Origin of the sequence: Desulfosporosinus shakirovi (genome assembly GCF_020595055.1) — a bacterium.
Classification (GTDB): domain Bacteria; phylum Bacillota; class Desulfitobacteriia; order Desulfitobacteriales; family Desulfitobacteriaceae; genus Desulfosporosinus; species Desulfosporosinus shakirovi.
This window is the reverse complement of sequence record NZ_JAJDOO010000015.1, coordinates 70,570-97,205: the sequence shown is the minus strand read 5'-3', so window position 1 is coordinate 97,205 and position 26,636 is coordinate 70,570. Positions and strand designations below refer to the sequence as shown.

Annotated in this window: 8 protein-coding genes; 1 reads left to right on the top strand and 7 read right to left on the bottom strand. The window is 50.6% G+C overall.

All coding sequences use genetic code 11. The features are described from left to right. Positions 1–305: 305 nt before the first annotated feature. From LJE72_RS14375 to LJE72_RS14350, 6 genes are read right to left on the bottom strand one after another with little or no spacing between them, the layout of a single operon-like run. Positions 306–1,052 (bottom strand): 4'-phosphopantetheinyl transferase family protein, encoded by a 747-nt coding sequence (locus LJE72_RS14375; RefSeq protein WP_229248367.1) that lies wholly within the window; start codon positions 1,050–1,052, stop codon positions 306–308. Continuing rightward, positions 1,036–4,905 carry a condensation domain-containing protein gene (locus LJE72_RS14370; RefSeq protein ID WP_229248364.1) on the bottom strand — a complete coding sequence of 1,290 codons (3,870 nt, stop codon included), beginning with the start codon at positions 4,903–4,905 and terminating at the stop codon, positions 1,036–1,038. Before LJE72_RS14370 ends, LJE72_RS14375 begins: the two co-directional genes overlap by 17 nt. Positions 4,906–4,926: 21 nt before the next feature. Then, positions 4,927–9,300 (bottom strand): type I polyketide synthase, encoded by a 4,374-nt coding sequence (locus tag LJE72_RS14365; RefSeq protein WP_229248362.1) that lies wholly within the window; start codon positions 9,298–9,300, stop codon positions 4,927–4,929. Beyond that, positions 9,300–11,726 carry a non-ribosomal peptide synthetase gene (locus LJE72_RS14360; RefSeq protein ID WP_229248360.1) on the bottom strand — a complete coding sequence of 809 codons (2,427 nt, stop codon included), beginning with the start codon at positions 11,724–11,726 and terminating at the stop codon, positions 9,300–9,302. Before LJE72_RS14360 ends, LJE72_RS14365 begins: the two co-directional genes overlap by 1 nt. A 22-nt stretch (positions 11,727–11,748) precedes the next feature. After that, positions 11,749–17,322, bottom strand: a complete 5,574-nt coding sequence (locus tag LJE72_RS14355; RefSeq protein ID WP_229248359.1) for a condensation domain-containing protein — start codon at positions 17,320–17,322, stop codon at positions 11,749–11,751. A gap of 38 nt (positions 17,323–17,360) precedes the next feature. Next, the gene (locus LJE72_RS14350) at positions 17,361–18,116 is read right to left on the bottom strand and encodes a thioesterase II family protein (RefSeq protein ID WP_229248358.1); all 756 of its coding nucleotides are present in this window, start codon (positions 18,114–18,116) and stop codon (positions 17,361–17,363) included. A gap of 191 nt (positions 18,117–18,307) precedes the next feature. Here LJE72_RS14350 and LJE72_RS14345 point away from each other — a divergent pair, with 191 nt between their 5' ends. Continuing rightward, on the top strand, positions 18,308–18,511 hold the full coding sequence (locus tag LJE72_RS14345) for a hypothetical protein (protein ID WP_229248357.1): 204 nt from the start codon (positions 18,308–18,310) through the stop codon (positions 18,509–18,511). Between the two features lie 22 nt (positions 18,512–18,533). Here the strand turns inward: LJE72_RS14345 and LJE72_RS14340 are convergent, their stop codons facing one another. Then, complete coding sequence (locus LJE72_RS14340) at positions 18,534–26,324, bottom strand: non-ribosomal peptide synthetase (RefSeq protein WP_229248356.1); 7,791 nt, start codon at positions 26,322–26,324, stop codon at positions 18,534–18,536. Positions 26,325–26,636: the final 312 nt, after the last annotated feature.

The window sequence follows — 26,636 nt, the reverse complement described above, 5'->3', positions numbered from 1 at the left end:
ACCGCAGCATTCCGAGGCTCGCCTACTCGCCGCTACGGGACTCCGCCAAACCTCCGGGTAGTACCTGATGTGAACCCGTGGCTCCGTTTCCCCGCACCGTCTTGTAGGCTTTTACCGCCTCTCCATGCAATGGGTTCGCTCCTGTGGACGAAGCTGCCCTGCTTTGGGGTCTAGGGTTCCTTTGCTGCAGGATTATGGGTCTTTGGATTCCTTTTTTCAGAATAGAATAGGACCGAGGGCACTCTTCCAGCGCCAGCTTCCATTAAGCTAAGCTTTGTCAAAATGGCCCACACAGGCTATTTTGCTCATACTTGACTGATGCCACTGCCTATACCGAGCTGGCTTGCTGTCAGGAAGACAGCCTCGTGGGGGTCGGGCAGCTTCTGCCTGACCTCCTCTAAGCCTCCTACCCTCCTGTATTCAATTTCCCTGGGGCTTGAGGTGCTCGTCACCAGGTAATAATCTCCCAGCCTCTCTTCGGCGAAGAAGCAGGCTTCAAATGCTCCCCCTGCATGAACAATCCCGCCCGGGACAACGGTTATGGCAGGGAAAGGCAGGAAGAGTCCCAGGCCTTTCAGCTTGGCGTAGCTCTCCTTGTAGGTCCATTGTTTGATGAGGTAGGCGGCGGCCTCCCGGGGTTTTAAGGTTTCCCACTCACTGAGTTCACGGGCTGAGAGTATTTTTTCGGCACAGCCCTTTTCCAGGGGGACCATGGTTTGCACATCCGTCCCCACGGGAATGTCCGTTATGGCACAAACCAGGTAATCCCCGGAATGGGAAATGTTAAACTGAAAAGCCAGGTCGGTTTTAAGATAGGGTTTCCCTTTTTCCCCGGCTCTCTTTTCCACCTCTGCGTAGGGCAGGCCATACCTCCGGGCAAAGGTCTGCTTAACAAAGTACTCTCCCAGAGCACAGCGCAGTTTGTCCTCGGGGAATTTAAACCGTTGGATTCTCTCCAAGGTCTGGGGCGTCATATAGCTGAGGAGAGTTTGATAGTCTCCCGGGCTGACGCTGCGGATATTTAGAATATAGACCTCACACTTCCCCGGCATATTCTCGCCCCGCAGCCATCAGATCCCGGACCGCTAAGCTCGGCTGGGCTAATACCCGGCTGACAATTTCCTGGAAAGTCTTAGTGAATAGTTTAATATCCTGAACCGTAAAATAGCCGGGGTCATATTCAACGGATACCATGATGACCTTCTCGCTCTCATAAATAATCAGAGCCAAGGGGCACAAGGCTGACCGTTCGTTAGTAATAAAGGTGGTGAATTTCAGACCCTCTGCTTCTATATTTATCTCACCAAAATTCTGATAGACAATCAGGAAGGAAAGCAAATCATCCAGAGCCGCCCTTTCCTGAGGGCTGACTTCTGCCATGGCCTCCTGAAGGGAGCAGTGCTGGTTTTCCAGGGCCTCCGTGGATTTTTGCTTAACGGTTTTCAGGAGAGTCTCCACACTTTCCCCAGCGTTTATCCGGATTCGGTTGGGCAAGACTCTGGCCAGCAGGCCCAGGGTGGCGGCAAATCCTTTGTTATTTCTGTTGGCAGCCATCATACCGATACAGGAATCCCTGATCCCCCAAAGTTTGGCCAGACTTAAATGATAGGTCATGAGCAAGGCCTGAAAAACCGAGGCCCGCCGTTCCTTAACATAGTCCCGCAAGCTTTGAGTGGTTTTCATATCCAAGATCAGGTACTCCACGTCAATCACACTGGTGGCGGGGTTGGCCTTTTTCACAGGGAATTCCCGGGGATAGTGGAAACCGTCCATTTCCTTTTGCCAGTAGTTTCGTTCCCTTTGCCCTTGTTCTTCCCGGGCCAGACGGTGTTCATAGTCTACAAATTCCCGAAAGGACACAGACTCTTTCCCCGGCTTATAGTCCGGCTGAACGTAATATCGGCACAGTTCCCTGAACAAAATGCTTAAAGCCCAGCCGTCGGCAATAATGTGGTGAATTTTTAGGAGTAGGTAGGCGGCATCTTCGGCTAAGGTATAGATGACCAGCCTGGTCAAAGGACTGTGATATAAAGCCATAGGCTCCATGGCTTCTTCTTTAATCAGCCTGCGCACAGAGGCTTCCTTTTCTTCGTCGCTGCCTTCCCCCTCAGCCAGGGAAATCAGCTCCAGATTATTCTCCGGCGGGGAGAGTTTAAAATGCTCTCCATCTTCGGTTTTGACAATAATGCAGCGCAGCAACTCGTGGTTTTCTTCGACTTTTCGCATAGCTGCCAGCATCCGCTCACCCTCCAGCCGGCCGCCTACCTTTAAGGCAATTGACAAGTTCCAGCTGGCCCGATCCGGGTATTTTTCCTGAGAGTACAAAATGGTTTTCTGCATGGAAGACAGGGTGAAGTCTGTTTTGTCTGCTTTATCTGCCTTGACCGCTCTGTCCGCTTCGTACGTCTCGTCCGCTTTGTTCGCTTTGTTCGCCTTGCCTGCCGGCTGCCTTGGTCCTGTTCCCCTCTTGCTCCGGATCAGTTCCAGTTGTTTGGCAATGGTGTTGTAATCGTAAACCTGAGCCACCTCGATTTTCACCCTGAGTATCCGGGCAATATCCTCCGTGAGCATGGTGATCAGCAGGGAATTGCCGCCTAAGTCGAAAAAGTCTTCCTCATCCCCGATCTCTTCCCCATACTCTAAGACATCCTGCCAGATCGTCTTTAAGATCAGAGTTTCTTCCTCGGGATTTCCTGACCCGGCCAACTCAGGTGATTCAGGGGCAGTAGTTTCAGCAGGCCGATCCTCTTCCTCTGGCCGGCGGGGATTTCTTAATTCCAGCCAATGCCTGGTCTTATCAAAGCAATAGCCGGGCAAAGAAACTCTTTTTCGGGCCAAACCCTGATAATAATTGTCCCAGCAGATATTTCGGCCGCTGTTGTACACTGCAACCAAGAGCTTCTCCAGTTGAAGACAGCTGTCTAAACGGAATTCTCTGACCTCATGCCCGTATTCCGCCTCCGGAGCCAAGCCCCTGCCGCCCATATTCACCAGCAGGAGAGGATAATTCTCCCTTAAAAGCCGGATCTGTTCTAAAATCTTGGGGACGGCAGAGCCGTTTTCAGCCGCCTTAGAATCCGTTTCTGTCGGTTTAAAATCGGTTTCCTCCGGGTTAGAGTCAGTTTCTGACAGCTTCTCCACCTCGGCCTCCAATTCATGCTCTGTGATCTCACCCCGTCCGTATTGAATAATCCTTTTGCCCGCGGCGTCGGCCATGACATAGTCCGCTTCCAAGCCTAAATCCTTTAGGTACTGATACATCGCCGCTTTTGTCCTGGCCCGACCCCGGGCCTTTTCCCAATAACTCTGAAACAGCGGGGACATCCGGCAGAACTCCTCCCCCGGGTCTGGCTCCCCCTCTTCCGGAGCGGTCAGCACAAAGACCAGTTTGCCGGCCTCTGTTTCCCGGACATAGGCCGCCATATCCAATTGTTCCAGGAGATCTTCCCGATCCCTCACCCGCAGGAGCCTGCGGAAGGGATAGTCATCTCTGCCTGTATTCAAGGTATACAGGGCGTGGTTGAAATTGACTTGATGCCCGGCAAAATAGCTTTTCAAATTGTGCAGCGTTGCATAAAATGCCGTCGGCGATTTGGCGGATACCTTCAACAGGCGGGTCCGTTCCGAAAACGCCTCTTCCTTTTCTTCCCGGTCATAAGTTTCAATGACCAGATGGGCATTGGTTCCGCTCAGGCCGAAGGAATTAATCCCGGCAATCCGCTTAACTCCCGGTTCCCAGGTCAGGACTTGGGTTGTGGGCTGCAGGGGACTGTTCTCAAAATCGATGAGGGGATTAGGCTTTTTATAATGAACAAGGGGATAAACCTCATGGTATTTAAAACCCAGCAAAACCTTGAGGACGCCGGCAATCCCCGCCGTATAGCCCAGGTGGCCGATATTGGATTTTACACTGCCTAGATGCACCGGCCGGCTGACCTTATAGGCGTTCAGGCTTTCCGTCACACTGGTGACTTCTATGGGATCCCCCAATTTCGTGCCGGTGCCGTGAGCTTCAATTTCCGTAATCTCCCTGGGATCAATCCTTCCCGCCTGCCAGGCCTTTAAGATGGCTTCTTTCTGCCCCGGCACACTGGGAGTGGTAATACTGCTGCAGCGAAAACCGTCGCCATTGATGGCACTGCCTTTGATAACCCCGTAAATATGGTCTCCCTCCGCAACTGCTTCTTGCAGTCGTTTTAAGAGGAGGTAGCCTCCCCCTTCGCCAAAGCCCGTACCATTGGCTTGAGCGGCAAAGGACTTGCAGCGGCCGTCGGAGGATTCGATACCTAAAATATCATTGCTCCCGGCGTTGGCTTCAGCCAGGGTCAGGCTGACGGCAATGCCGCCGGCCAGGGCATAGTCCACTTCCCCGCTGATTAACTTCTGGCAGGCTTCGTGAATTCCCACCAGAGTGGAGGAGCAGCCGGTATCGAGAATGATATTCGGCCCGTGCAAATCAAAATAGTAAGCAATAATCCCGGAAGTCATGGATTTCAAGCTGCCTAAGAAGGATAAACTGGTCCGGTTTTTTAATAGGCCTTCATATTCGTTATCCGAGCAGGAAACAATCAGCCCACAGTTCTTACCCCTGAAGGCTTCCAGAGAATAGCCCGCATCCCAGATGGCTGCCGCCACCAATTCCAAGCTCAAGCGCTGCTCCGGGCTCATGTAATCCGCCTCTTTGCCGGAGATATTAAAAAAGGCGTGATCAAAGTATTCAATGTCGTCAATAAATCCCAGCTCCATATACTCCCGGTCTTCCGCCAGGCCCAATAGCTTCAAGCGTTCCCTGGGAGCCGGGGTTATGCAGTCCCTGCCTTCCCGCAGGTTTCTGCGGAATTCCCGGAGATTTCTGGCCTTGGGCAAAATACCGCTGATGCCGATAATTCCAATGTCCCTATCCATGAAGATCCTCTCCTTATCTCCTTACGCCTTTTGGGCCTCCGTCTTGACTTTATTAAATAAATCAGCCAGACTCCTGAGCTGGGGTTTCGCCTGAGATTCAGATTGGGGGGGCCCTTGATGCTTAGATTGAAGGGGCTGCATATCCGAATTTAGTTCACCTTGGCGTTCCGCCACCAGGGCAGCAAATTTCTTGATGGTGCGGCAAGCAAAGATTTCTTTGACACTTAAGTCGCAGCGGAAGGATTTCTGCAGCTTAGCCTTAATGATTAAAATAGACAGAGAGTCCACCCCGATATCGTATAAGTCCTCCTCCAACCGGATGTTTTTTTCGCCGACAATTTCCTGAACCAAGGCGATGATTTCCTCTTCCGCCCCGGACAGGGAAGGATCGGAGGCTTTCGGTTCGGGACTCTGCTTAAGGCTTTTCTCCCTTAAGTCCTCAAAAGGCAGGGCAACGATCTCTTGAGCATACTCTTCCAGGTAATCTCCTCTGTTGGCCCGGGTGATTTCATCCTTAACGGGGCTGAGCTTATTGCCCATAATCAAGCCTGCGTCATTTCTGGTCCCGTCGTAGCCGCCGCTGACGATATGAATATTAGTCAGCCCGGCGGTGTGGAAAAAATACTCCCATTGGGGGGCGGGGAAGGCTAAAGCCGTCCCTCTCCGTTCCTCATCCTTTTGGAAATTCCACCAGCCGGGGGCAAAGCCGTAAATCATAGAGACAATATCGTGGAGCCAAAAGGATTGGAGCATAATCATCAGGCCATTATTCTTCAAGACCTGATATAAATTCTCCATGACTTTCTTTAAGTTTGCAGTAGCCTGGAGTACGTCAAAGCCGACAACCAAGTCAAATTGCTCTGCCAAAAAGCCTGCCTCGGAGAAGGGCTTTTCCACATCAAAGGTGCTGAATTTCACATTCTTGAGCTTTCTCTGCTTGGCTTCTCCTTCTGCCTGGGCCACAAAGCTGGGGCCGATATCCGTAAAGTAATACTCCACCTGTTCTGCCGGTAGGGCTTCCAGCAGCGGCCAGGTGATAAGGCCCGTGCCTCCTCCCACTTCCAGGATTCTGATTCGCCTTTGGGTTTTGCCGGTAAGATGCCTGACCAGGGCGGGCAGAAGGCGAATGTAAGTCCAGGTGCGCTCCAGATTGGGAATCTGTTCATCCACACTATTGAGGAAATCAAAATTCCCCTCGGGATAGAGGATGGAATTCCCCTCGACTTTCCCCCTGAATACCTGATCATAGCTGGCCGCACAGGTGTGAAACAAGTGAATGTAAGGAGCAAACTGAGGCTGTTCCCGGCAGGCCTTTTGGCACTCAGCCTCCAGGTCATTTATCTCCTCGAGTTGACTAAAAAAAACAATCCTCTCCCCCTCAATTTTCGCGTAGCCCCACCGGGTCAGAATCGACATAAGGAACATGACAAATTCCCGGTAGTCTTCCAGCACTCCCCAGCGGGCTATGAGTTCAGGAATGGAATAAGAAACTTGGCAGGCAGGGCCTTGCCGGCGGAAGTAAGCAGCTGCCCCGCTCAGGCAGAGCTGCCAATAGGTTTCATTTAAACCGGGATAATCCTGGATTCTGCGGATATTGTCAGCCTGATCCTGTTTCCTTTCCAACTCTTTAAAATAGGCAAAGTCTTCTGATTGAATCACCAGAGCCGAATCCTTAGCCTGGCCGACTCCCCTGCCCTCCAAGTCAGGCTCTTTCCTGACATAGGCATCTACTTCGGGAGCCCGACCGGGATTTAAATTGACAAAGGCCTGCCGCTCCTCAGCACCTGACCTGCTCTCTGTCCGGCAGGTCTGTTTCAGGACATTGAATTCCCGCAGCTGAAAGCTGTAAGTGGGCAGACTTACTTTTTTCTTTTGACCGGCGGCATAAAAGTTTGCCAAGTCGACAGGCTGACCTGTTTTCCACAACTCGCCCAGGACAGTCAGGAATCCCCTCCATTCCTGGACTTCCCCCTTCCCGGAGCGCATAATGTCCAAAAGCACAGCTGAGCCGGGGGCTTTTAGGTTTCTTTTCACTAAGCTGACCAGCTGATTGCCGGGACCCACCTCAATGAATACTTTTTCCCGGTCACCGGCGGTCAGGACCTCCTGAATGGCCTGAGAAAAATTGACGGGATTGATCATCTGCTCCAGCCAATAGCCGGGCCGGGAAAGTTCGTCCCGATTTACTTCTCTGCCCAGGTAAGAGGAAACCAGGTCGAATTTTCCGGTTCGAAAAGGGATTTTGGCTAAAATTCCGGCATAGTCTTGCGCAATCCCCTCCATGATGGGAGAATGAGCGGGCATGTCGCTGTTTAAAACAACATAGCGATAGCCTTTTTCTTTTAGACTGCTCTCCAGGCTGGGAAAATCCTCCTCCAGGCAGACCAGGAGAGTATTCTTGGGGGCATTGACTGCCGCTATATGAACCCTCTGTCCCAGAAGTTCCTCCAGCTTTTCCCGCTCCGCAGCCACGGAAATCAGCTTCCCGCCGGGCAGGGCGGCAATGAGTTTGGCCCGTTGATAGACTAATTTAACCGCTTCTTCCAAGGTGATGACTTCCGCCAGGGCCGCCAGGGTGTATTCCCCCAGGCTATGTCCGATGAGTTTAGCGGGCCTGACACCGGCGTCCATGAGAGTCCTGCCCAGGGAATAGCTGCAAATCAGTATCTTGGCAGCCGTCAAGGTCTTTTCTCTTGTAGCCAGCAAGTCCGTCTGCCTGCCTGTTAAAGCGTTGAGAATCTCATTGCCTTCTTGGAAGTATCTCCTGAAAACTTCACACTTCCGGTACAAATCCCTCCCCATCTGCTCATAGTCGGAACCCGTTCCCGGAAAGAGAAAGATAATCTCCGCCGGCTTCTTCTCTTCCCCTTCTTTAAGCTGGTAATCTTTCCCGGTTTTAACTGTTTCCCCGCCTCGCAGGACCAGATAGTTCCGGTGCTGGTAGTGTTTTCGGCCGGTGAGCAGGGTATAGGCAGCTTTCTCCACATTGCCTGGATAGAGGCTGAGATAGGCCGAATTTTTTTCCGTAATCTCAGTGAGAGCCTGAGGGCTCTTGGCGCTGAAGACTAAGAGCTCTTCCCGCTCTTCAGGTTTTTGAACCATATCCTCTTCCCTGTATTCCTCCAGTATCAAGTGGGCATTGGCACCGCCCACGCCAAAGGCGCTGACTCCCGCATGCCGCTTCCTCTCCAGCTCCTCTAATTTCAGGGGCTGCTTAACCACATATAAGGGGGAATCCGGACTGAGCTCCTCGTTGTTTTCGACATGATGCAGGGATGGGGGAATGGTTTTGTATTTGAGAACAAGAGCCGCCTTGATTAAGCCGGCAATACCGGCGGCAATGTTGAGATGACCGCAATTGCTTTTTAAAGAACCTATAGGAAGGGAGGCGGTTGGGACCTTCCCGGCAAAGATGCGGCTTAAGGCCCTGATTTCCACTGCGTCCCCCAAGGGGGTGCCGGTGCCGTGGGTTTCAATATAATCTATCTCACTCTCTTGGAGCTGAGCAAAATCCAGAGCCTCCCGGATCACCTCATATTCCCCCTGGAGGCTGGGAGCGGCAAAGCCGATTTTGCGATTGCCGTCATTGCCCATGGCACTGCCTTTGATGACGGCATAAATATGATCCCCCTCCAAAATCGCCTCTTTAAGACGTTTTAAAACAACCAGGCCCACACCGTTGCCCGGCACCAGACCCCTGCCCTTTTTGTCAAAGGCCCTGACTACCCCTTCCCGGGAGATCATGCCCTCAATGGGAAAATAATAGCTCTGATTTAAGGAAACGTTGGCTCCCCCCGCCAGCATGATACCGGCATCATAGTTCTGCAGCATCCGCGCCCCCAGGTGTACGGCGGAAAGAGAGCTGGCGCAAGCGGTACTGACAATCAGGCTGGGACCGGTGAGATTTAATTTATAGGATATTCTGCTGCACAAAGACGTCCCGGCATTGGTAATCTTCTCCGTCTCAACCAAAAGGGGATTATTCCGTTTATTCACATACCGGTCTTCCAAATAGTATTCATTTTCCTGAGCACCGCAGACAATGCCGATTTTCCCCGGGTAGGTCTGAAAATTGCAGCCCGCATCCTCTAAGGCTTCATAAGCGCATTGCAGTAAAATTCGTTCCTGAGGTTCCATAGTTTGGGCATCCTGAGGAGACACGCCGAAAAACTCATTGTCAAAGTGAAAGGGACGGTCAATAGCCCCAAAGGCACGGACAACTTCACAGCCCTTTTCCCTGGTGAGCAAGGGATGTTCCCGGCCGATGCAGTCCTTTCCCTCCAGTAAATTGTCCCAGAATTCCGCCACACTATTGGCCCGGGGAAAACGCCCCGCCATCCCGATAATGGCAATATCAAAATCGCTGCTGCTTTCCGGTTGGATTGTGCTCTTCATCAGCGGGCTCCTTTCTGGGCCTTTGCTCTTCTCTCCCTCATGGTGTAGAGATTAGCTTGCCTTTTAATCACCATTTTCTGCTTTTCCTGCCGGCTTTCCCCGGGGACTCCGGTCTTAGCCAGATTCTCTTCCAGGTAAGCGCTGATCCCGGCAATGGTTGCCAGCTCCATAAAGTCAATGGGCTTGATTTTGACCTTGAAGCATGCCTCGATTTCTTTGCTTAATCTGAACAGGGTCAAGGAATTGCCGCCTAAATCAAAGTAATTGTCCCGGATGCCCACTTCTTTAAGCTCCAGAATTTTGCACCAAATTTCCGAGAGGGTTTGCTCCGTTGTACTGAGAAAATCATCCCGCCCCCTTCGGGGTTCGGCCTCCAAGCGGGCCAGCAAAGCCCGGCCGTCAATTTTCCCGTTCTGGCTTAAGGGGAATTCCTCCAGTTCAGACCATTTTAGGGGCAGCATAAAGCGAGGAAACCAGTTTTTCAGCTCCTGGACCAGGCCATCCAAGGACAGGGGGCTACCTTCCGGGGTGTAAAAAGCATAAAGCTGCTTGTGACGTACCAAGACTTTGCACTTGTCAATTCCGGGATAGCCGGCAATGACTTGTTCAATCTCCGCCAGTTCAATCCGGTAGCCGTTGATTTTAACCTGGTTATCCAACCGGTCCAAAACCACCAGTTCACCCTTACGGTTCCAATACCCCTGGTCTCCCGTCCGGTAAACATGATCCCCCTTTTGGAAGAAATCCTCGAGAAAGACCCGGCTGTTTCTCTCCCGCCGGTCAAGATAGCCTGCCGCCGCTACCCCCAGGCCCCCCAAATAAATTTCTCCCGGTACTCCCTGGCCGCAGAGGAAGCCATTTTGGCTGCAGACAAAAACATTTTGATTGTAGATGGGAACCCCTGCCGGGATGGTTCCCTTAGGTGCCAGGATTTCCTCTTCCGTTAAATAATGAGTTGCGGAATAATCCGTGGCCTCCGTGGTTCCATAGACATTGGCAATGGAGAATCGGCCCTGGCGGTGGAGATAGAATTCGGGAATATATTTGCCGAAAAACTTCTCTCCGCCAATATTGGCACTGATAACCGTCTCCAAATCCCGGTAGCCATTGTCTCTCCCCGCTGTCAGCAGGGCATCGAAAAGACTGGTGACCCCCTGGACATGAGTGCACTTGGTCCTGCCGATATAGCGGCAGATTTTCCGGAAGTCATATTCCTTATCCAGGTGAATAACAGCCACTCCGCCTTGGATCAAGGCCCCAAAGACATTTTTAAAAGAAGTGTCAAAGGCAAAGGAATGGAGGGAGATCAGGCGGGAAGCCTGATTAATCTTAAATTCGGCGCAATACCAGATTAATAAATTCAGTAATTGCCTGTGCCTGATCTCTACCCCCTTGGGACGCCCGGAGGTGCCGGAGGTAAACATGACATAGCCCGGAGAGTCCTCCTCCTGGAGAATCTCTCCCTCGGAAGTGTCCCCGCCCTCCAGTTGATAATAGGGAATTCCCTCCCCATTGTTCGCTCTCCAGCCCACAGTAAATTTCACTTTGGCGCTCTTCATAATGTGTTTCTGCCGTTCCTCCGGATAGGTATAATCAATGGGCACATACCCTGCTCCCACCTTGAAAATTCCGGCAATGGCCACAACGGTGGCAAGGGAATTGCTGACCATCAGGCCGATCCGGTCATGGGGCCGGACCTGCTGTTTTAAGAGGAAATTAGCCACCCCGTTAATTCGTTGCCCCAATTCACCATAGGTGATTTCTTCTTTTTCGTCGATGAGGGCAATTTTATGGGGAAATTCCCGGATTCTGGCGTAGATCAGTTCCATAATGGACTCCTTGGGCAAAGGCTGCTTTTTCCCGAACATATATCCTTTATGTTCCATCAGGAAGGTATTATATTGTCTGCGGAATTCTGCAATCCTGGTCTTCTTATCAGCCTTGATCTGCACCAGGCAGTGGCGGAAGAAATTGGTGAGGGTGTCCATATAAGTTTCCGAATAGCGCTGACGGTCATACTTCCAGGAAAGCTCCCTCTTAAGGGAAAGCTCCATAACCAAGGGGGCCGGATAGTCTGAGTTCTGTTCCGAAGGAAAAAGAGAAAGAACCAGGTCTGCTTCCGCCTCCTCCTCCGGCAGAAAAACCGTCTGATAGGTCAGCCGGATTTTAGCTCCCATCTTGTCCAGAACTTCCGCCCAGGTGCTGCCCTGGTCTAATTCCTCGGCAACAGGAACCAATCCCCGGCGGGAGGAAATTAAGACCGTGGGTTTTTCTGCCCGGCTGAAGGCCCAAACCGTAACATATAAGGCGGAGAGAACAACCGCCGGCAGGTAGTTATCCTTCTGTTGGGCCAGGCCTTGAATTTCCAGGTCTGCCAAAACCCGCCGCCCATAGGCATAAGTGGTGTTTTCATTATTCGTATCCATTTAGCTCTCCTCTCTGACATCCTTAAATCTCAATCATGACCGCTTCTTGCTCCGGGACGTGACTTCTATTTAAATAAGCCGCCATGGCTCGAATGCTGGAATAGGTAAATAAGTCAACAATGCTCAGGCTGCGGCCTAAGAGGGCATTCATTTCTGCCACCAATTTGATACTCTTTAAAGAATTGCCGCCGATACTAAAGAAATTGTCAGTGACTTTAATGTTCTCCTGTCTCAGTACCTGAGCCCAAACCGAGATCAGTTTCCGCTCTGTGGGATTCAGGGCATCACTTTTCCCCCCTGCCCTTTCCTTCAGCTTTTGAATTCTGACCCCCTTATAGGTCGGCAGATCAGGCTCTCCTTCCTCTTCCGGGTGATGGTAAACAATCTCCAGCTGCAAATCCTTAAATTCGGCGGCCACTTCCCGGTAATTGGCCAGACTGTCCTTTTTAAGATCCAAACCGACAATTGCCCGTGTGTACCCTCTGGCTAACAGGCCTTCCAGAGAGCAGAAGCCGGATAGAAGATCAATGATATGATAGCCGGATTGTTCTGTAGCCAGGCGCTCCGCCTTGCTTTCCCCTGCACTCATGCCGATATTTTTCCACTTGCTCCAGGCTAAAACCCAATAGCTGTTGGCAGGGTTGCGCAGCTGAAAGTGGTACAAATAGCTGCTGATGCCGGCATAAGCGCTGTAGGTGCGCCCGCCGAAAAATGCGGCGGCGCTGGAGAAGACCAGAACCCGGATACCCTCCTTATCCAGCAGGAATTCATCAATCTCTGCCATCATGGTCAGGCGGGGCCGGATAATAGCTTCCATCTGTTCCTTTGTCAGGTTAGCCAGGCCGTAGGGATCGCTTTCCGCAAAATGAAGGCCGGACTTTTCTTCCCCCACCAGACTGATAATTCCGCTAATGAGCCGGCCTTGCCCGTAAATCTGCTGCAAAAATCCCTTTAGCCTGCCCTCCATGCCTACATCCAGAGAATGGTAGGAGACCTCTCCCAGTTCCTGCAGCCTGGCCAAATCCTGTCTCTTCCCGGGACTGTCCTCCAGTTTCGTTCTGCCGATCAGGATTAAGCTGCAGCCGTAGTTTGTCAAAAGCCTTCTGCTTAGCTCTCTGCCGATACCCCCCAGACCACCGATGAGGATATATTGACCCCCAGCTTGAAAAGGGGGAGAGGTTTTCCTCTGCTGCAAAAGGAGTTCACTCGTGATTACTTCCACAAATCTGGCTCCCATGAGGTATTTAACGGCTTCGAACTTTTTGTGCTTCATATCGGCAGCCAACACTTCTCCTTTAAGCTGAGCCAACAGGCAGCTGGGATCGGTGTAAGTGATGCATTTGACGGCGATGTTTTCATACTCTAAGGGTATGGAGGAACAAAAGCCTGCCAATAAGCTGTGATAATCTTCCTCATAATGGGAGAGCACCAGCAGGCGCAGGGGTTTAGTCTCATTTCTGTTGGCCTTCAGGATATCACTGATTTGAGCAAGATCGGCCAACAAAACGGCCGGCCCGGAGGGATCTGAGTCTCCGCCGGCCAGATAAATCCCGCAGCCGGGGATGGTTAGATCAGGGGCCGAGTATTTTAAATCAACCGGGTCCTTTGATCCGGCGGATGCCTTTAAAGGGGATTGCTCTAAGGTTATGTCACTTAACCTTAAGTTCTTAAAATCTACGATTTCCCCTTGGCAGAATTCAGGGAAGCCCCCTTGGCAAGACCCCGGAAATCCCCCTTGGCCAAGACTCCCCTGGATTTCCAGGGCCAGGTTCTTATTCCCGGCACTGCTGAAAATCTTTACCCTTGGAGAACCGGCCTCCAGACGCAGGATATTCTTTCTCACCAGCTCGGCTTTGGCAAACCAGCGGGGAACCCCCTTATCTTTCTCTAAGGCTATGGAAGTCAGCTTTCCCTCCTGCAGCTGTTTGACCAGCTTGTGTTTTTCGATTTTGCCGATGGAGGTTCTGGGGATGTCCTCTCCTTTGACGGGCACCAAATAACGGTAATTAACTCCGAAGTGTTCCAGCAATTGCCGGGCAACAGCTTCTTTGAAGCCCTCTCTTTGGGATCCCGGGTTTTCCCCGTAGAAAATGCAGATCTCGTCTTCATTGGTCTCCGGGTTGGGGATAGCCGTGCAGCCCACGGTTCCGGTGAGGATTTCAGGAAGTTCTTCCAGGGATTTTTCGATTTCCAGGCAGCTGTGATTTAAACCGTTGACGATGACAATCTCTTTGGCTCGCCCTGTGATGACCACTTCATCCTCCAACAGCAGGGCAAAATCTCCGCTGTCGAACCAGTGGTCTTGGGTAAAGGACTTTTCGGTTTCTTCCGGCTTCATGTAGTAGCCCTGATTAACGGTTTCGCCGCTGATCTGCAGCCTGCCCCTCTGGCCTTTGTCCACCGGGGTGCCGTCCTCAGCCACAATGCGGATCTTTACTCCCGGAATAGGCTTGCCCACAGCCACGGAGTTTTTATAGAGCAGTTTTCCGAAATGGTCGGAGAACAGGACGCCGGAGGAGGTTTCTGTCATGCCCCAGGAGGGTTTCATGGCCGAGTAACTCAGGCCTTTTTCCCCCAAGAGGGTCATAAATTCATGGCAGCTGTTATAATTAATCGCTTCACCGCCGTTGAGAATAAATTTAAGACTCGTTAAGGAGATCTCCAGTTCTTTAACCCCTTCCCTCTGTTCCGTGATTAAACCATAGGCAAAATTAGGCGCCCAAGTATTCGTTACCTTAAATTCGGCCAATAACAGCAGCCAGCGCAGGGGGTCCTCGATGATCAGCCGGGTTTCCACCTGAATTTGCTCCGCCCGGTTTACCGTGTCCAGAATATGAAACATGACAATCCCGCCCACATGGCTCAAAGGCATCCAGTTCAGGGAAATCTCCCGGTCATGAAAGTGATTGTGGAGAATGGTTCCCTGGCTCCGCTTCAAGACATTACGGTGACTGAGCATCACGCCTTTAGGGATGCCCGTACTGCCGGAGGTGAAGAGCATTAAGGCAATGGTGGATTCCTCCAGGCAGACTCTTCGGTAGTCGCCCCAGCGCTCAGTTAACAGGTCCTGACTCAGCAGAATACGTTTCTTGTCAATCCCGGGCAGCTTGCTGAATTCTCCTTTTAGTGTCTCATCGGCGATAATCCGGGGAAAACCGCTGACCTGAGCAATATCCATAAACCTTGCGGCGGCGGGAGAACCCTCATCCACGCTGAGGTCCGCCGGGATATCCAGAGGAATCACCGTAGCTCCCGCTAATAGGCAGCCCCAGAAAACCTGGATAAATTCGTCCAGAGGATTGATTTCCAAGATAATCTTGTCCTCAGCCTGAATGCCCAGGGACTGCAGATTGCCGGCCACAGTTTTGGCCCTGGCCAGCAATTCCAGGTAACTAAATTCTTTCCTTGGCTTTCCCGAATTGATGGTGGTGATTTTTCGGAGGTTGCCCTCATCCTCCCGGGGCAGTAAAAGCATGTCGACCAAGGTCTTATAGGGCAATTCCTTCAGGGGGCTTCCTGCTAAGACGGATTTTCCTTCCGGGAGGGATTCTTTAACCGGGGATTTTTCTGCCGGAGACTCTTTAACCGAGGACCTCTCCCCCAAATAAACTTGCGTCAGAAGCTTCTCCACAGGGGACCCATCTGCGGGAGACTCACCAGCCAAAGATTCCTCTGAAGGAAACTCCTCTGGGAGAGGCTTCCCTTCAGTCAACTGCTCTGCGGGAGACTCCGCCGGGCGGCAGCCTTTAGCCAAGCCCTGCTTCTGAGCCCCCTGCCCCCAATTATCCCTGCAAATCCACTCTGCTCCGGCACTGAGGTCTGCCCTGGGATAGAAACTTGGCTTTTCCTTGTCGATGTGAAAACGCACATCCGCGTCTTCATCCCAATCTATCTCAGGGTCTCTTTTTCTCAATTCCGCCAGAGCTGCCAGCATATTCTCCAGGTAAGGAGCACAGGTTTCCCTTAAAAAGGTACTGTCTACTTCTCCCTCAGCAGTTAAAGGATAGCCGGGTAGTCTTAAGGCGATAATCCGCCTTCTCATCCAGGGAGCCAGGATATTTCGAAAGTACTTATTCTCTAATTCGGAGGGGCTCAGATAATAAACCAAACAGGTATCCTCATTGAGCTGAACCCGGCAGTCGCTGATACCGACACTCTGCTCAAGAATCAGGTCCGCCAACCTCCGGCTATATTCCCCGGCAACCCTGATGTTTCGTCCGTAATCATCAATGCGCTGCTCATCCCCAGCCAGGATTTCCTTGAGGATGGTCTGATAAGCTTCACAGATATCCTCAATCCCAGCCGGCGAAAACAAGGCTTTTTTTAAGGCGAAATCCAACTCGAAGTGATCTTCTTTTTCAATAACCGTACAAAGCATATCAAACTGTACCCCGGCACCCTGAGTGCCGGTATCCAGACTTATCCCCAAATTCTCCAGCTTCTCCTTTTCTTCACAAGCGGAGCCCAGGAGAAGATTATTATGCAAGGAGAACATGACCTGGAAAACAGGATTCTCTTCGCCCCTGCGTTTCACTGCCAGCAGATCTACCAGCCGGTCAAAGGGCAAGGCCCCGTGATCCAGCCCTTCCATAACCCTTTGCCCGACGGTTCTAAAAAATTCCTCTAAGGATTCTTGTCCCTGAATCCGGACATTAAGGGGTATAGAATTGGAGAAGTATCCCATCAGAGAATTCAGTTCCTCGCTATTGCGGTTGAGAATGGGGGTTCCCACCGTCAGGTTATTCTGGGCACAGCATTTTCTGAGAGTCAGGTAATAGACACTTAAAAAGAAGCTGAAGACTGAGAGTTTATATTTTTTACACAAACGGCTGATCTCTGCTTTGTCGGCAACGGTATAGCGAAAAAAAGTCCCTTGGGTATCTTGAGATTTTCTTCGTGGCTGATTGAGCGGCAGGTTCAAGTAAAAGCTTGCCTTCTCCAATTGCCCCAGCCAGTAAGTTTTTTCTTTGGTTCTCTCCCTGAGGTAATCCCTTTTAGCATAGTCCCCATACTGGAAAGCCGGAATTTCCGGGACATAGGACTCCTCTCCGGCAAAGGCCCGATAGAGATCTTTGAATTCCTTGTAAAAAAGCTTTATGGACCAGCCGTCTATAAACATATGGTGAATGCAGACATGGAGGTGATACCTGTCAGCCTCCCTCTGAAAAAGGCGAAATCTTACAGGCACCTCTTCCTCTAAATCAAAAGGAGTGTTGATCTCAGCAGCGATTTTCTCCTCCAGCTCCCCCTCCTCAATCCATTCCGGAATCAGGTCCGGGCAGAGCTCTTCGCTGAGATATTGAAAGGCTTCTCCTTCCCAGGAGACTATCTTCGTGGTCAGGACTTTATGACGCTGCATAATGGCCTTCAAGGTCTTGTTTAAAATTTTCATGTCCGGCTTTCCCTGGATATGAAGGGAGATGGGCACGTTGTAGTAGGGATTTTTCCGGTCCAAATTGTACAGATACCACATTCTGGCCTGCTCGGAAGAGAGAGGATAAATATTGTAATCCTCCCCATGCTCTCTAATAGCCCGGATCAGGAATTTTTTCTCTTTGGAGTTTAAACTCATGGCCATCTCTTTAAATCGATTCATTGTTCACTCCTCTTATCTGCCTTTTCCTAAACACCGGCTTACTTTGCCGACTCAGCCGCAGGACGGCTGCTTCTTATCAGTTCATAGACTTTCCGGCATATTTCCTCTTCTGAAGATTTGACATAGAAATGATCTCCCTGAAAAAAAGTGATTTCAAAATCATCCGTATAGTCAGCCAGCCTCAAGGTTTGCTCATAACCAATTTCCCTGTCCTCTTTGCTGGCAAAGGCATGAATTTTGCATCCTATTTTGGGGACAGTAGAGATGTAGGTTTCCGAGAGTTTATAATCATTACGAATAATGGGAAAATAGCATTCCCGAAACTCCCGGTTTTCCAGAAGCTCTGCGTAGGTTCCGCCGGAATTAGCCAGGTGCCGGGCTAATTCTTCCTCACTGTATTCATAAATGTTTTTTTCCTTAGGCGGCATTTTCAGGGTTGTGGCCGACATAAATAAAATCTCCGGGTACCTGTTTTCATGCCATTTAATGATTTGACTTAATTCATAGGCAATAATCCCGCCCATACTGTGGCCAAAAATATAAAAATGTTCCCCCAGCTCACTTTGGATTCCGTGATATATTTCCTCAGCAATTTCAGCCGCGTCAGCTATTAAGGGTTCGCTGATTCGGCTTTCCCTTCCCGGCAGCAGGATGGGGCAGACTTCAACATCCCAGCCAAAATAGCGGTGCCAATTGGCATAGGCCATGGCGCCTGCCCCGGCAAAGGGCAGACAGAATAGTTTTGCCTCGGCATTTTTTATCTTTTTTGTGGATTTTATCCATTTACTTGGCATAGAAATTCCCCTTTCCTCCGCCCTGCACAGGCTCCAAAATTAACCCGGCTCATCAGCCTTCTTAATTAACCTTCTTCTTTATCTTGAAAATCTATAGGCTCTACCCTGAAAAAAGCCCCCAAAACCAAGCATAAAAAGAACCCGTAGACCCGCAAGCAGGGCAGCTTCGTCCACAGAAGCGAACCCATTGCATGGAGAGGCGGTACAGCCCACAAGACGGTGCGGGGCAGCGTAGCCAGTGGTTCACATCAGGTATTACCCGGAGGTTTGGCAGAGCTCCCGCAGCGGCGAGTGGGCGAGCCACGGAATGCTGCGGTGAGCGGATGTGGCGAAGCTGCCCGACCCAGGAGTACTCTGGTTTTTCATCCTCTGCCGGTGCCGCAGATGGAGCATGAGGTTCTATATAAGCTTCCTCTTTTAAGCTCCTGCCTGCCCCGCTCCCGTAACTTTATCCAACAGTGCCTGAAAATAAGCGGCCAGCTCCCGGACCTTAGGCTCGCCGATAAACTCCCGGCGATAGGAAAACGAACACCAGCACTCTCCCTTCCTCCATTCAATGGTTAAGCCCAGGTTATTGAGGACGGTATTGTTTAAATATTGGATCTCGGAAAAAGAGATTTCCTCATTGGAGGTCTCCATTTTCTGTTTTTCAATGTAATTAAAGGTTAGATGATAGGGCAGGTAAATCTTGTCCGTATTAATGCGCAGGCGGCGGAGCATTTGGGCGAAAGGAATCTGCTGCAGCTCAATGGCCTCGAGCACCTTGGCTTTGACCTGGTCTAAAAGGGATGGAAAGCCCTCTTCTGCCTCAATATGGATAACTACCAGATCCACATTAACCAGCAGGCCAAAAACATCCTGCAGATTTTCCCGATTGCGAATAGAGACGGGAATCCCTATGGGAACGGTGGTTTTTCCCGCCAGTCGGGAAAGGGACATAGCAAAGAGAGTCAACAAGCCCATATACAGGGAACTGCTCTGCTGCGTGCATAAATCTCTTAAAGTCTTGATTTTTTCCCCATCCACCGGGAACTCCCACAGCTTTCCCGTCAAGGAATCCCAATTCCCCGGACTTCCCTCTGAAAATTTCAGATACTCACTCTTGGCGACCATGTCCCGCCAGTAGTCCGCCCGGGCTATGGGCTCCTTAAGAATAGCTTCCTCTCTGTGGCAATAGTCCAGGAAGGAATTAGACTCGGCAGAACCTGACAGTTCCTTTGAGTTGCTCAAATTCCCAAAGGTTTGGGGATTTGAAGCATAGCGCCTTTCCCTATCCTCTGCCTCAGCTGATTTATCCGACTTAGCTTTTTCATCTGAGCTATCCGCCTCATTCTCTTTATCTGCCTTATACCCTCTATTCACGCCTCCTTTATCCAACTTATCCCCTTGACCCGCCTTTAACTCCAGATAATTGGCAATTAAGTCATTGATAAATAAGCGTATAGAAAATTCATCGCAGATAATATGATGGAGACTCATAATAAACCGGAATTCCTGTGCCCGAAGGCGAACCAGGCTGAACTTATGCAAAGGCCCCTTTTCCAAAGCAAAAATGTGACGCCCCTCATTGCGGAAATACTCTGCCAGCCGCTCCTCGCCGTCATCCTCCCGGCTATAGTCGATAATTTCCAAAGCGATCTCCCGGTCTTGCTGCAGCTGTTGATAAGGCTGATAGATTTCATCGATTTTTATAACGCTTTGCAGCAGGTTATGCCGGGCCACGCTTCTGACCAAAGCCCGATAGAAAACTCCTTTAGCCAAGAACCCCCTGATATTCAGTCCGGCGGTTAAGGTGTACCTGTAAGTAGGCTGCTCTTCGTTGACACACTCAAACCAAATCCCTTGCTGCCCTGCCGAAAGGGGATTCCTGATCCTCTTCCTATCCGCCTCCTCCGTCTTAACCTCTGCCTTCTCCGGTCGGATGCGTTTTTTTTGTTTAACCTCAATATAATCTGCCAGTTCCTCTAAGCAGGGATAATTAAAAATATCCGGCAAGCTCATGTCCACCTGAAAAATCTCCTTGATTTTATGGAGAATTTTTAAAGCCCCCAGAGAATCTCCGCCAATCATGAAAAAGTTGTCTCTGATCTGAAGAAAAGGGACTTCCGTAACTTCCCGGACAATCTTCAGGATCTTTTTCTGGGTTTCCGACAATGGATAGTCCTGTTTTTCCCCCTTATCCTGCCAAGTGTAGGCGAGAAGGCCGCGATTGACCTTGCCGTTAGCCAGGAGGGGAAACTCCTCCAGTCGCACATAATAATGAGGGATCATATAGGCGGGCAGGAATTGCTGCAAGTAGCCGCGCAGCTCTTCGGCGGGGTATTCCTCCGCTGAAAGGTAATAAGCTGCAATCCGGTTGTTCTCCGCCTCGGCCTTGATGATAACCTCCAGCATTCCCGGGTACTGCCTCAACTGATGCTGAATCTCCTCCGGTTCGATTCGTTTGCCGTTAATCTTGACCTGCAGGTCATTCCTCCCCAGAATATCGATGCTTCCGTCCCGACGGTAGCGCCCCAAATCTCCGGTGTTATACAGGCGCAGCTTCAACTCCGGATGAAGGATGAACCTTTCCTCCGTCAGTTCGGCATCGGTATAGCCCTTGCTCACTCCCAGGCCGCTGTTGTAAATTGTGCCGGTCACTCCCACGGGCACAATTTCCAGCCGGTCATTGAGTATGTAATATTGAGTATTCCAGGCCGGTTTGCCGTAGGGTATGTGCTTAGCCCGGATATCCTCAGCCGTCACTTCGTGCATAATGTTCCAGAGGGTTGTTTCCGTAGGACCGCCGGTATTATACAGCCTGACCAAAGGGGCGGCCTTTTTCAGCCTCTCGCAAATAGCTACCGCCAGAAATTCTCCCCCCAAAACAACCCTGCGCAGCTTAGGAAAGCTTGCCGCCGGTTTTTCTGCTGCCAGCTGCCTGAGAAGCATTTCCATAGTTGTCGGTACTGATTCCCAAAAGGTAATGCCCTCTTTTTTCAGCAGTTCCATCCAGTGAGCCGGATCTTTAGCACGCTTTGCTTCCGGCATGACCACTCGGCCACCGGCTAAAAACAGCCCCAGCAAATCGTAAATGCACATATCATGGCAGAGATTGGAGACAGACAGAATGCTGTCCTTTTCCCTAATCTCCAGGAGATGATTGCTGTACTCCAGACAATTTAAAACCCCCTGATTTTCCAGAATCACCCCCTTGGGATTGCCCGTAGACCCGGAAGTAAAGATAATGGCAAAGGTATCTGTGGCTGCATTGAGGACGGGAGCCAGGTCCTGATACTGATTATTAAAGGGGATTTTCTCAAACTCCAGGACATCGATCTCGCAAAGATCTTTGAGAACCTTCCCTTTCTCGCTCACCGTAATCACATTTCTGACCCGGGCCTCTTGCAGGGAGTAGTAAATGCGCTCCGGGGGCAAATCATACTCAATAGGTACATAGGAGGCTCCCGCATAAATGATAGCCAGGACAGCGATGAGCTGCTCTGAGCCCTTCTCAAACAAAACCCCCACCCGGTCATTTATCTGTACTCCCGCTGCCAGCAATAAACCAGCCAAATATTTCACTCTGCAGCCCAGTTCCCTATAGGTATAGGAGCCATTGGCGGCGACTACCGCCACATTGTTCGCATATTTTTCCATGCTCTCTTGTAAAAGCCGGCCCAGAGGCCGATAGTTTATCTCCCGGTAGGTACTGTTAAGAGCCCAAATTATTTGCCGATCCTGCTCGGGAAGACTGATTGCCACCTCTTCCTCCCAAGCCCGACCCTCTGCCGCCAGGAGACGCAGGGTATGGATAAAGGCTGTTTGCATGGCTCTGACCATCTCTTCGGCAAAAACCCCTTCCCGGCAGTCCCAGAGGAACTCCACCCCCTGATCCGTTAACAGGGCAATGGCATCCATCCAAACCTGGCTGGTATAGGACTCAAAATATCCGCAGGAAAAGCTCTCTGTCTTTACCTCCGGAGTTTCAATCAGACTGGTAAAGACAATGGACACCACTCCCGCGCCCAGGTTGCCGGACAGACGATTCATTTCCCGCAAGAGGTCAAGCCCGGTAAATTCCCGGTTTTCAATGAGTTCATAGAGGTGATGCTGAGTTTCCTTAACCAAGGATTTAAAAGGAACCTGGAAATTTTCATAGTCAAATAAGATAAAGTTCGAGGTTTCTCCAATGACATTTGCCATATCCTCTTCGTAGCCGTTGCGGTCAATCAAGGGGACATTGATTAAAAAGCGCTGCTCTTTGCTCCAGCGGGCAATCACTTGACAAAAGACCGTAAAGATCACGGCAAAACTTGTCAGATCAAATTCCGCCGCCCGTCTTTTCAGCTGCTGCCACTCTTTCAGACTAAGGGTCTGTTTAAACTGGATGCTTTCCTTATTGGCCAGGTCTACTTTCTCGCTGTTAACCGGGAGTCCCGGTATCGGCGGAAAATCCTTCAGCCGCTCTTGCCAATAGGCTTTGCTCTTTTGATAGCCCGGGGAGTTTTTTCGGTTTTGATGATAGTGACGAATATAATCCCGGAACAGCGCTTTAGGTTTCTCCAGCCCGGAGAAATCTCCGCCATATAGGGCATCTAAATTGTTTAAGAAAACACTGCGGCTGAAACCATCCATAATTAAGCCGTCGTAATAGAAATGCACCAAGGCACTTTTCCTGGCCAGGAGAGTGACTTTCATCTGAAAGAGGGGTGCTCTTTGGCAGTCCAGAGCCAGCTGATTCATATCCCTGCGCACTTGATCCAGATGAGCTGCAAGTTCCTCCCTGCTTTTGGCCGCCCCATCATAATACTCCAGGGGAAGTTTCTCTAACTCTTCCTCGACACGCTGATAGCCGTCACTGCTGAAATAGCAGCGCAGCATGTCATGCTCAGCGATCATTTTCCGGAGAGCGGCTTCAAACTTCTCCCCCTCGAAGGCCGGAAAATGGAGCTCCATATAACAATGAGTAGGAATCTGACTAAAGGGCAGCCGGCTTTCCCGGGCTATTAAGTAAGCCTGCTGCAGCTGGCTTAGTTCAAAGGGCTCATAACGCTGTTCCGGATGAGCAACAATTCTTCCCGGGGCTGGGCACCTTTTTTTAGTGCCCTTTTTGATTTCCCGGCTTAAATATTTAATCGTAGGATTTTTCAAAAAGTCAGTCAGGCTGATATCTGCACCATACCGCTCCCCTAAGGCAGAGAGGAGCTGAATGGCGGCCAAGGAATGTCCGCCCACTCCCCAGAAAGAATCCTCTATGCCAATGTCTTTGATTTTTAAGAGGTTTTCCCAGAGGGCCAGGATTTCAGCTTCTAAGGTTTCCCCTTCAGCGGCATTACCCAAGTCCCTTTCAGCTGGAGAGAAGGCTAACTCTCTTAAAGACTTGCGGTTGATTTTTCCATTGGGCAGTTTGGGAAATTCCGCTACAACCCTGTAAAGAGCCGGCCGCATATAGTCCGGCAGCAATTCCGAAACATAATTTTTCAGATTTGCAATGATAGCCGCCTCAGCCGCCCCTTGATAAGGTAGATTGGTATAAAAGCCCTGCCCCTCCCCAGGTTTTTGCAAAACTTCTTGCTCTTGGGGAAAGACATTAAAGACCCTATCACGGCTGAAGCTGACCTCCAAGGTGGTGGCATCCGTTAGTTTCACGGCGCAATTGAGCCGGTTTCTAGCGGCAATCCCATAAAAATCCCCTGGAGTAAAGCCTTTTCCTTTAAAATCCTTTAAGCTCTCTTTAAAAGCAACCACCCCGGTGTCGGGCTCGGCTTCCTTTAACCTGTCCAAACAATACTGATCTTCTGACAAGAGGCGATTGGGTACATTCTTAAGAGTCAGGTCATACTCGGCCTTCCTCAACTGGGCTTCCAATTCCTCCATAGTCCAGGGATTGAGGGAATAATCCAGTAGCTTTTCCCTCGATGAAATTTTTTTCTTTCTATATATAATGACATCATAACGAAATTTCGTTAGTTCATTAACTGCGGCTCCCTGCTTGGCCTTTACTTCCACTCCGGATATCGGCAGGGAATTCATCAGCTCGCCAAAAAATCGGGGGTCAACCAGCAGCTCTTTTTGCAGGTCGCACTCATAGTCGATTTTAGCTTTTAATTCCCTTACTTCACCGGACTGGGCCTGATAAACGGCAGTGGAGGTTCGAAAGAGTCTGAGCAGGCGGTAATCCATTACATCCCCGATAAAGAGACTGCCTTCTTCAGTCAAAAGTTCCATGCACCTTCTGATGACATCCTCTAAATACCGCCGGGAAGGAAAATACATAATCACTGAATTGATAATAATCGTGTCAAATTTTCGGCCCCGGACACAGCTTAAATCGTCGGCACTGCCTTGATATAATTCCACATTGGCCAATCTCTTTCCCGAGGCCAGAGCTGTTTTCAGGCTCTTAATTGCAATATCCGACAAATCCGTTCCCACGTAGTTCTCAACCTCCGGGGCCAGGCGATACATGAGCAGGCCTGTGCCGCAGCCTATTTCCAGAACCGATTTTCCCTCCAGGCTTTTTATTCTTTCTACCGTTGTGCTGACCCATTCCCGCATATCCGAATCGGGAATGGCTTCTCTCGTATAGCTGCTGATCCAGCCGCTGAAATCAGAAGCCCCCGGCTTAGCCGGCATTTGGCGCCGGTAGGTTTCATTGAAGACATTCTGCCACAGCCCAACCCTTCTCCGGCTATCTCCCCCGTCTTTATTCAGAACCAGAAAGGACACCAGCTGGTTATTCACCCCTTCCTGGTCCGGCCGGGCCATGACCATAGCATCCCTCACCTGGGGATGGGCTTTGAGGCATAATTCAATTTCTTCGCTTTCAATTCGTTTGCCGTTGATTTTGATCTGTAAATCCCTTCGGCCGGCAATTTCAATTGTACCGTCTGGCCGATATTTGCCCAGATCCCCTGTGTTATAGAGTTTAATTCTCCACTCAGGATGAATAATAAATCGCTCCCGGGTCAGTTTTTCATCCGTGTATCCCCGCGCCACTCCAATGCCGCTGTTGTAAATGGTTCCCAGCACACCCAAAGGGGCCGGCTGCAGGTCCTCACTGAGTATAAAATACTTGGTGTTCCAAATAGGCCGCCCATAGGGAATTACCCCCTCAGCGATATCCTTTTCCTCCACTTTGTGCACGATATTCCATACGGAAGTTTCCGTAGGCCCTCCTATGTTGTAAAGGGACACCCGAGGGGCAGCAGCAGTCAGCCGCTGGAATAAAGACAGCTTCATGAATTCTCCGCCCAGCAGCACGGTCTTTAAACTGTCTAAGGAAAAAATCTCCGCTCCCTGCCTGTTTTTCCGGGCTTCCAAATAAGTCAGCAGCATTTCCATAATCGTCGGCACGGAGGCCCAAAAGGACACCTTATACTTCAAGATGAGTTCCGTCCAAACAGCGGGGTCTTTGGCGGAGGCCGCCTCCGGCATGACAATAGCCCCGCCGGCCAGCAGCATGCCCAGCATGTCGTAAATGCACATATCATGGCAGAGCTCCGTCACTGACAGCATCCGGTCCTCCCGGGTAATGGCAAAGGTCGTATTGGTATAGACCAGACAATTATGAACCCCCCGCTGCTCCAAGAGCACCCCTTTAGGTAAGCCTGTGGAACCGGAGGTGAAGATAATAGCAAATAAATCCCGGGGCCGGGTGACAAGGGGCAAAAAATCATCCGCCTTGTCGGCATACCGAAAAGCTTCAAAGGAGAGGACAATCACATCCTTTAAGCCTGCCTCCTTTAAATACTGCAGGGTCTTGGCTTTGGCCGCCAGGGTAAGGACATAACGGGTATCCGACGCTTCCAGGCAATCCCGGATTCTCCGGACAGGAAAATCATATTCAATGGGGACGTAGGCCGCCCCGGCATAGATAACCCCCAAAACCGCAACGACCTGTTCATACCCTTTGGGAAATAAGACCGCAACCCGGCTGTTTCTGCCCATCCCGGTATCGGCAAGTACCTTGGCTATGACTTTGGCATTCTGAAAAATGTCCCTATAATTAAATTCTCTGTCCTGCATTAAAATGGCGGCATTGTTGGCATGCTTTCGAAAACTTTCTTCCAGCAATTCACCCATGGAACTATAGGGTATCTCTTTGTCCGTTGCATTTAACTTGTTGATGATTTCTTCATCGGTTGTCAGGCTATGGCCCTTTGGCTGTATACTCAGGGCTTTGCAGCCATTCACTTCCGGCAGCGAACTTACGGGGAGATTCATGGTTACACCTCCAGTTGAGAAGCTAGTTTGGATTGGGGTGAGGATTTTTGTTAGAATGCTCTAACAAAAATCAAATGATTATTTAAATTGGTCGGCGCGGGGAGCTTTGCCAAACCTCCGGGTAGTACCTGAGGTGAACCGTGGCTTCGCTTCCCCAGGTCAGATTTGTGGGCTTTACCGCCTCTCCATGAATTCGTTCACTTCTGTGGGAGAAGCTGCCTTTCGGGTCTACGGATTTTTGGGAATGTTTTTCAGAGTAGGGCGATCGCTGGAATCGCTCTGTCAAATTGACCCGCGCGGGCCATTATTAAG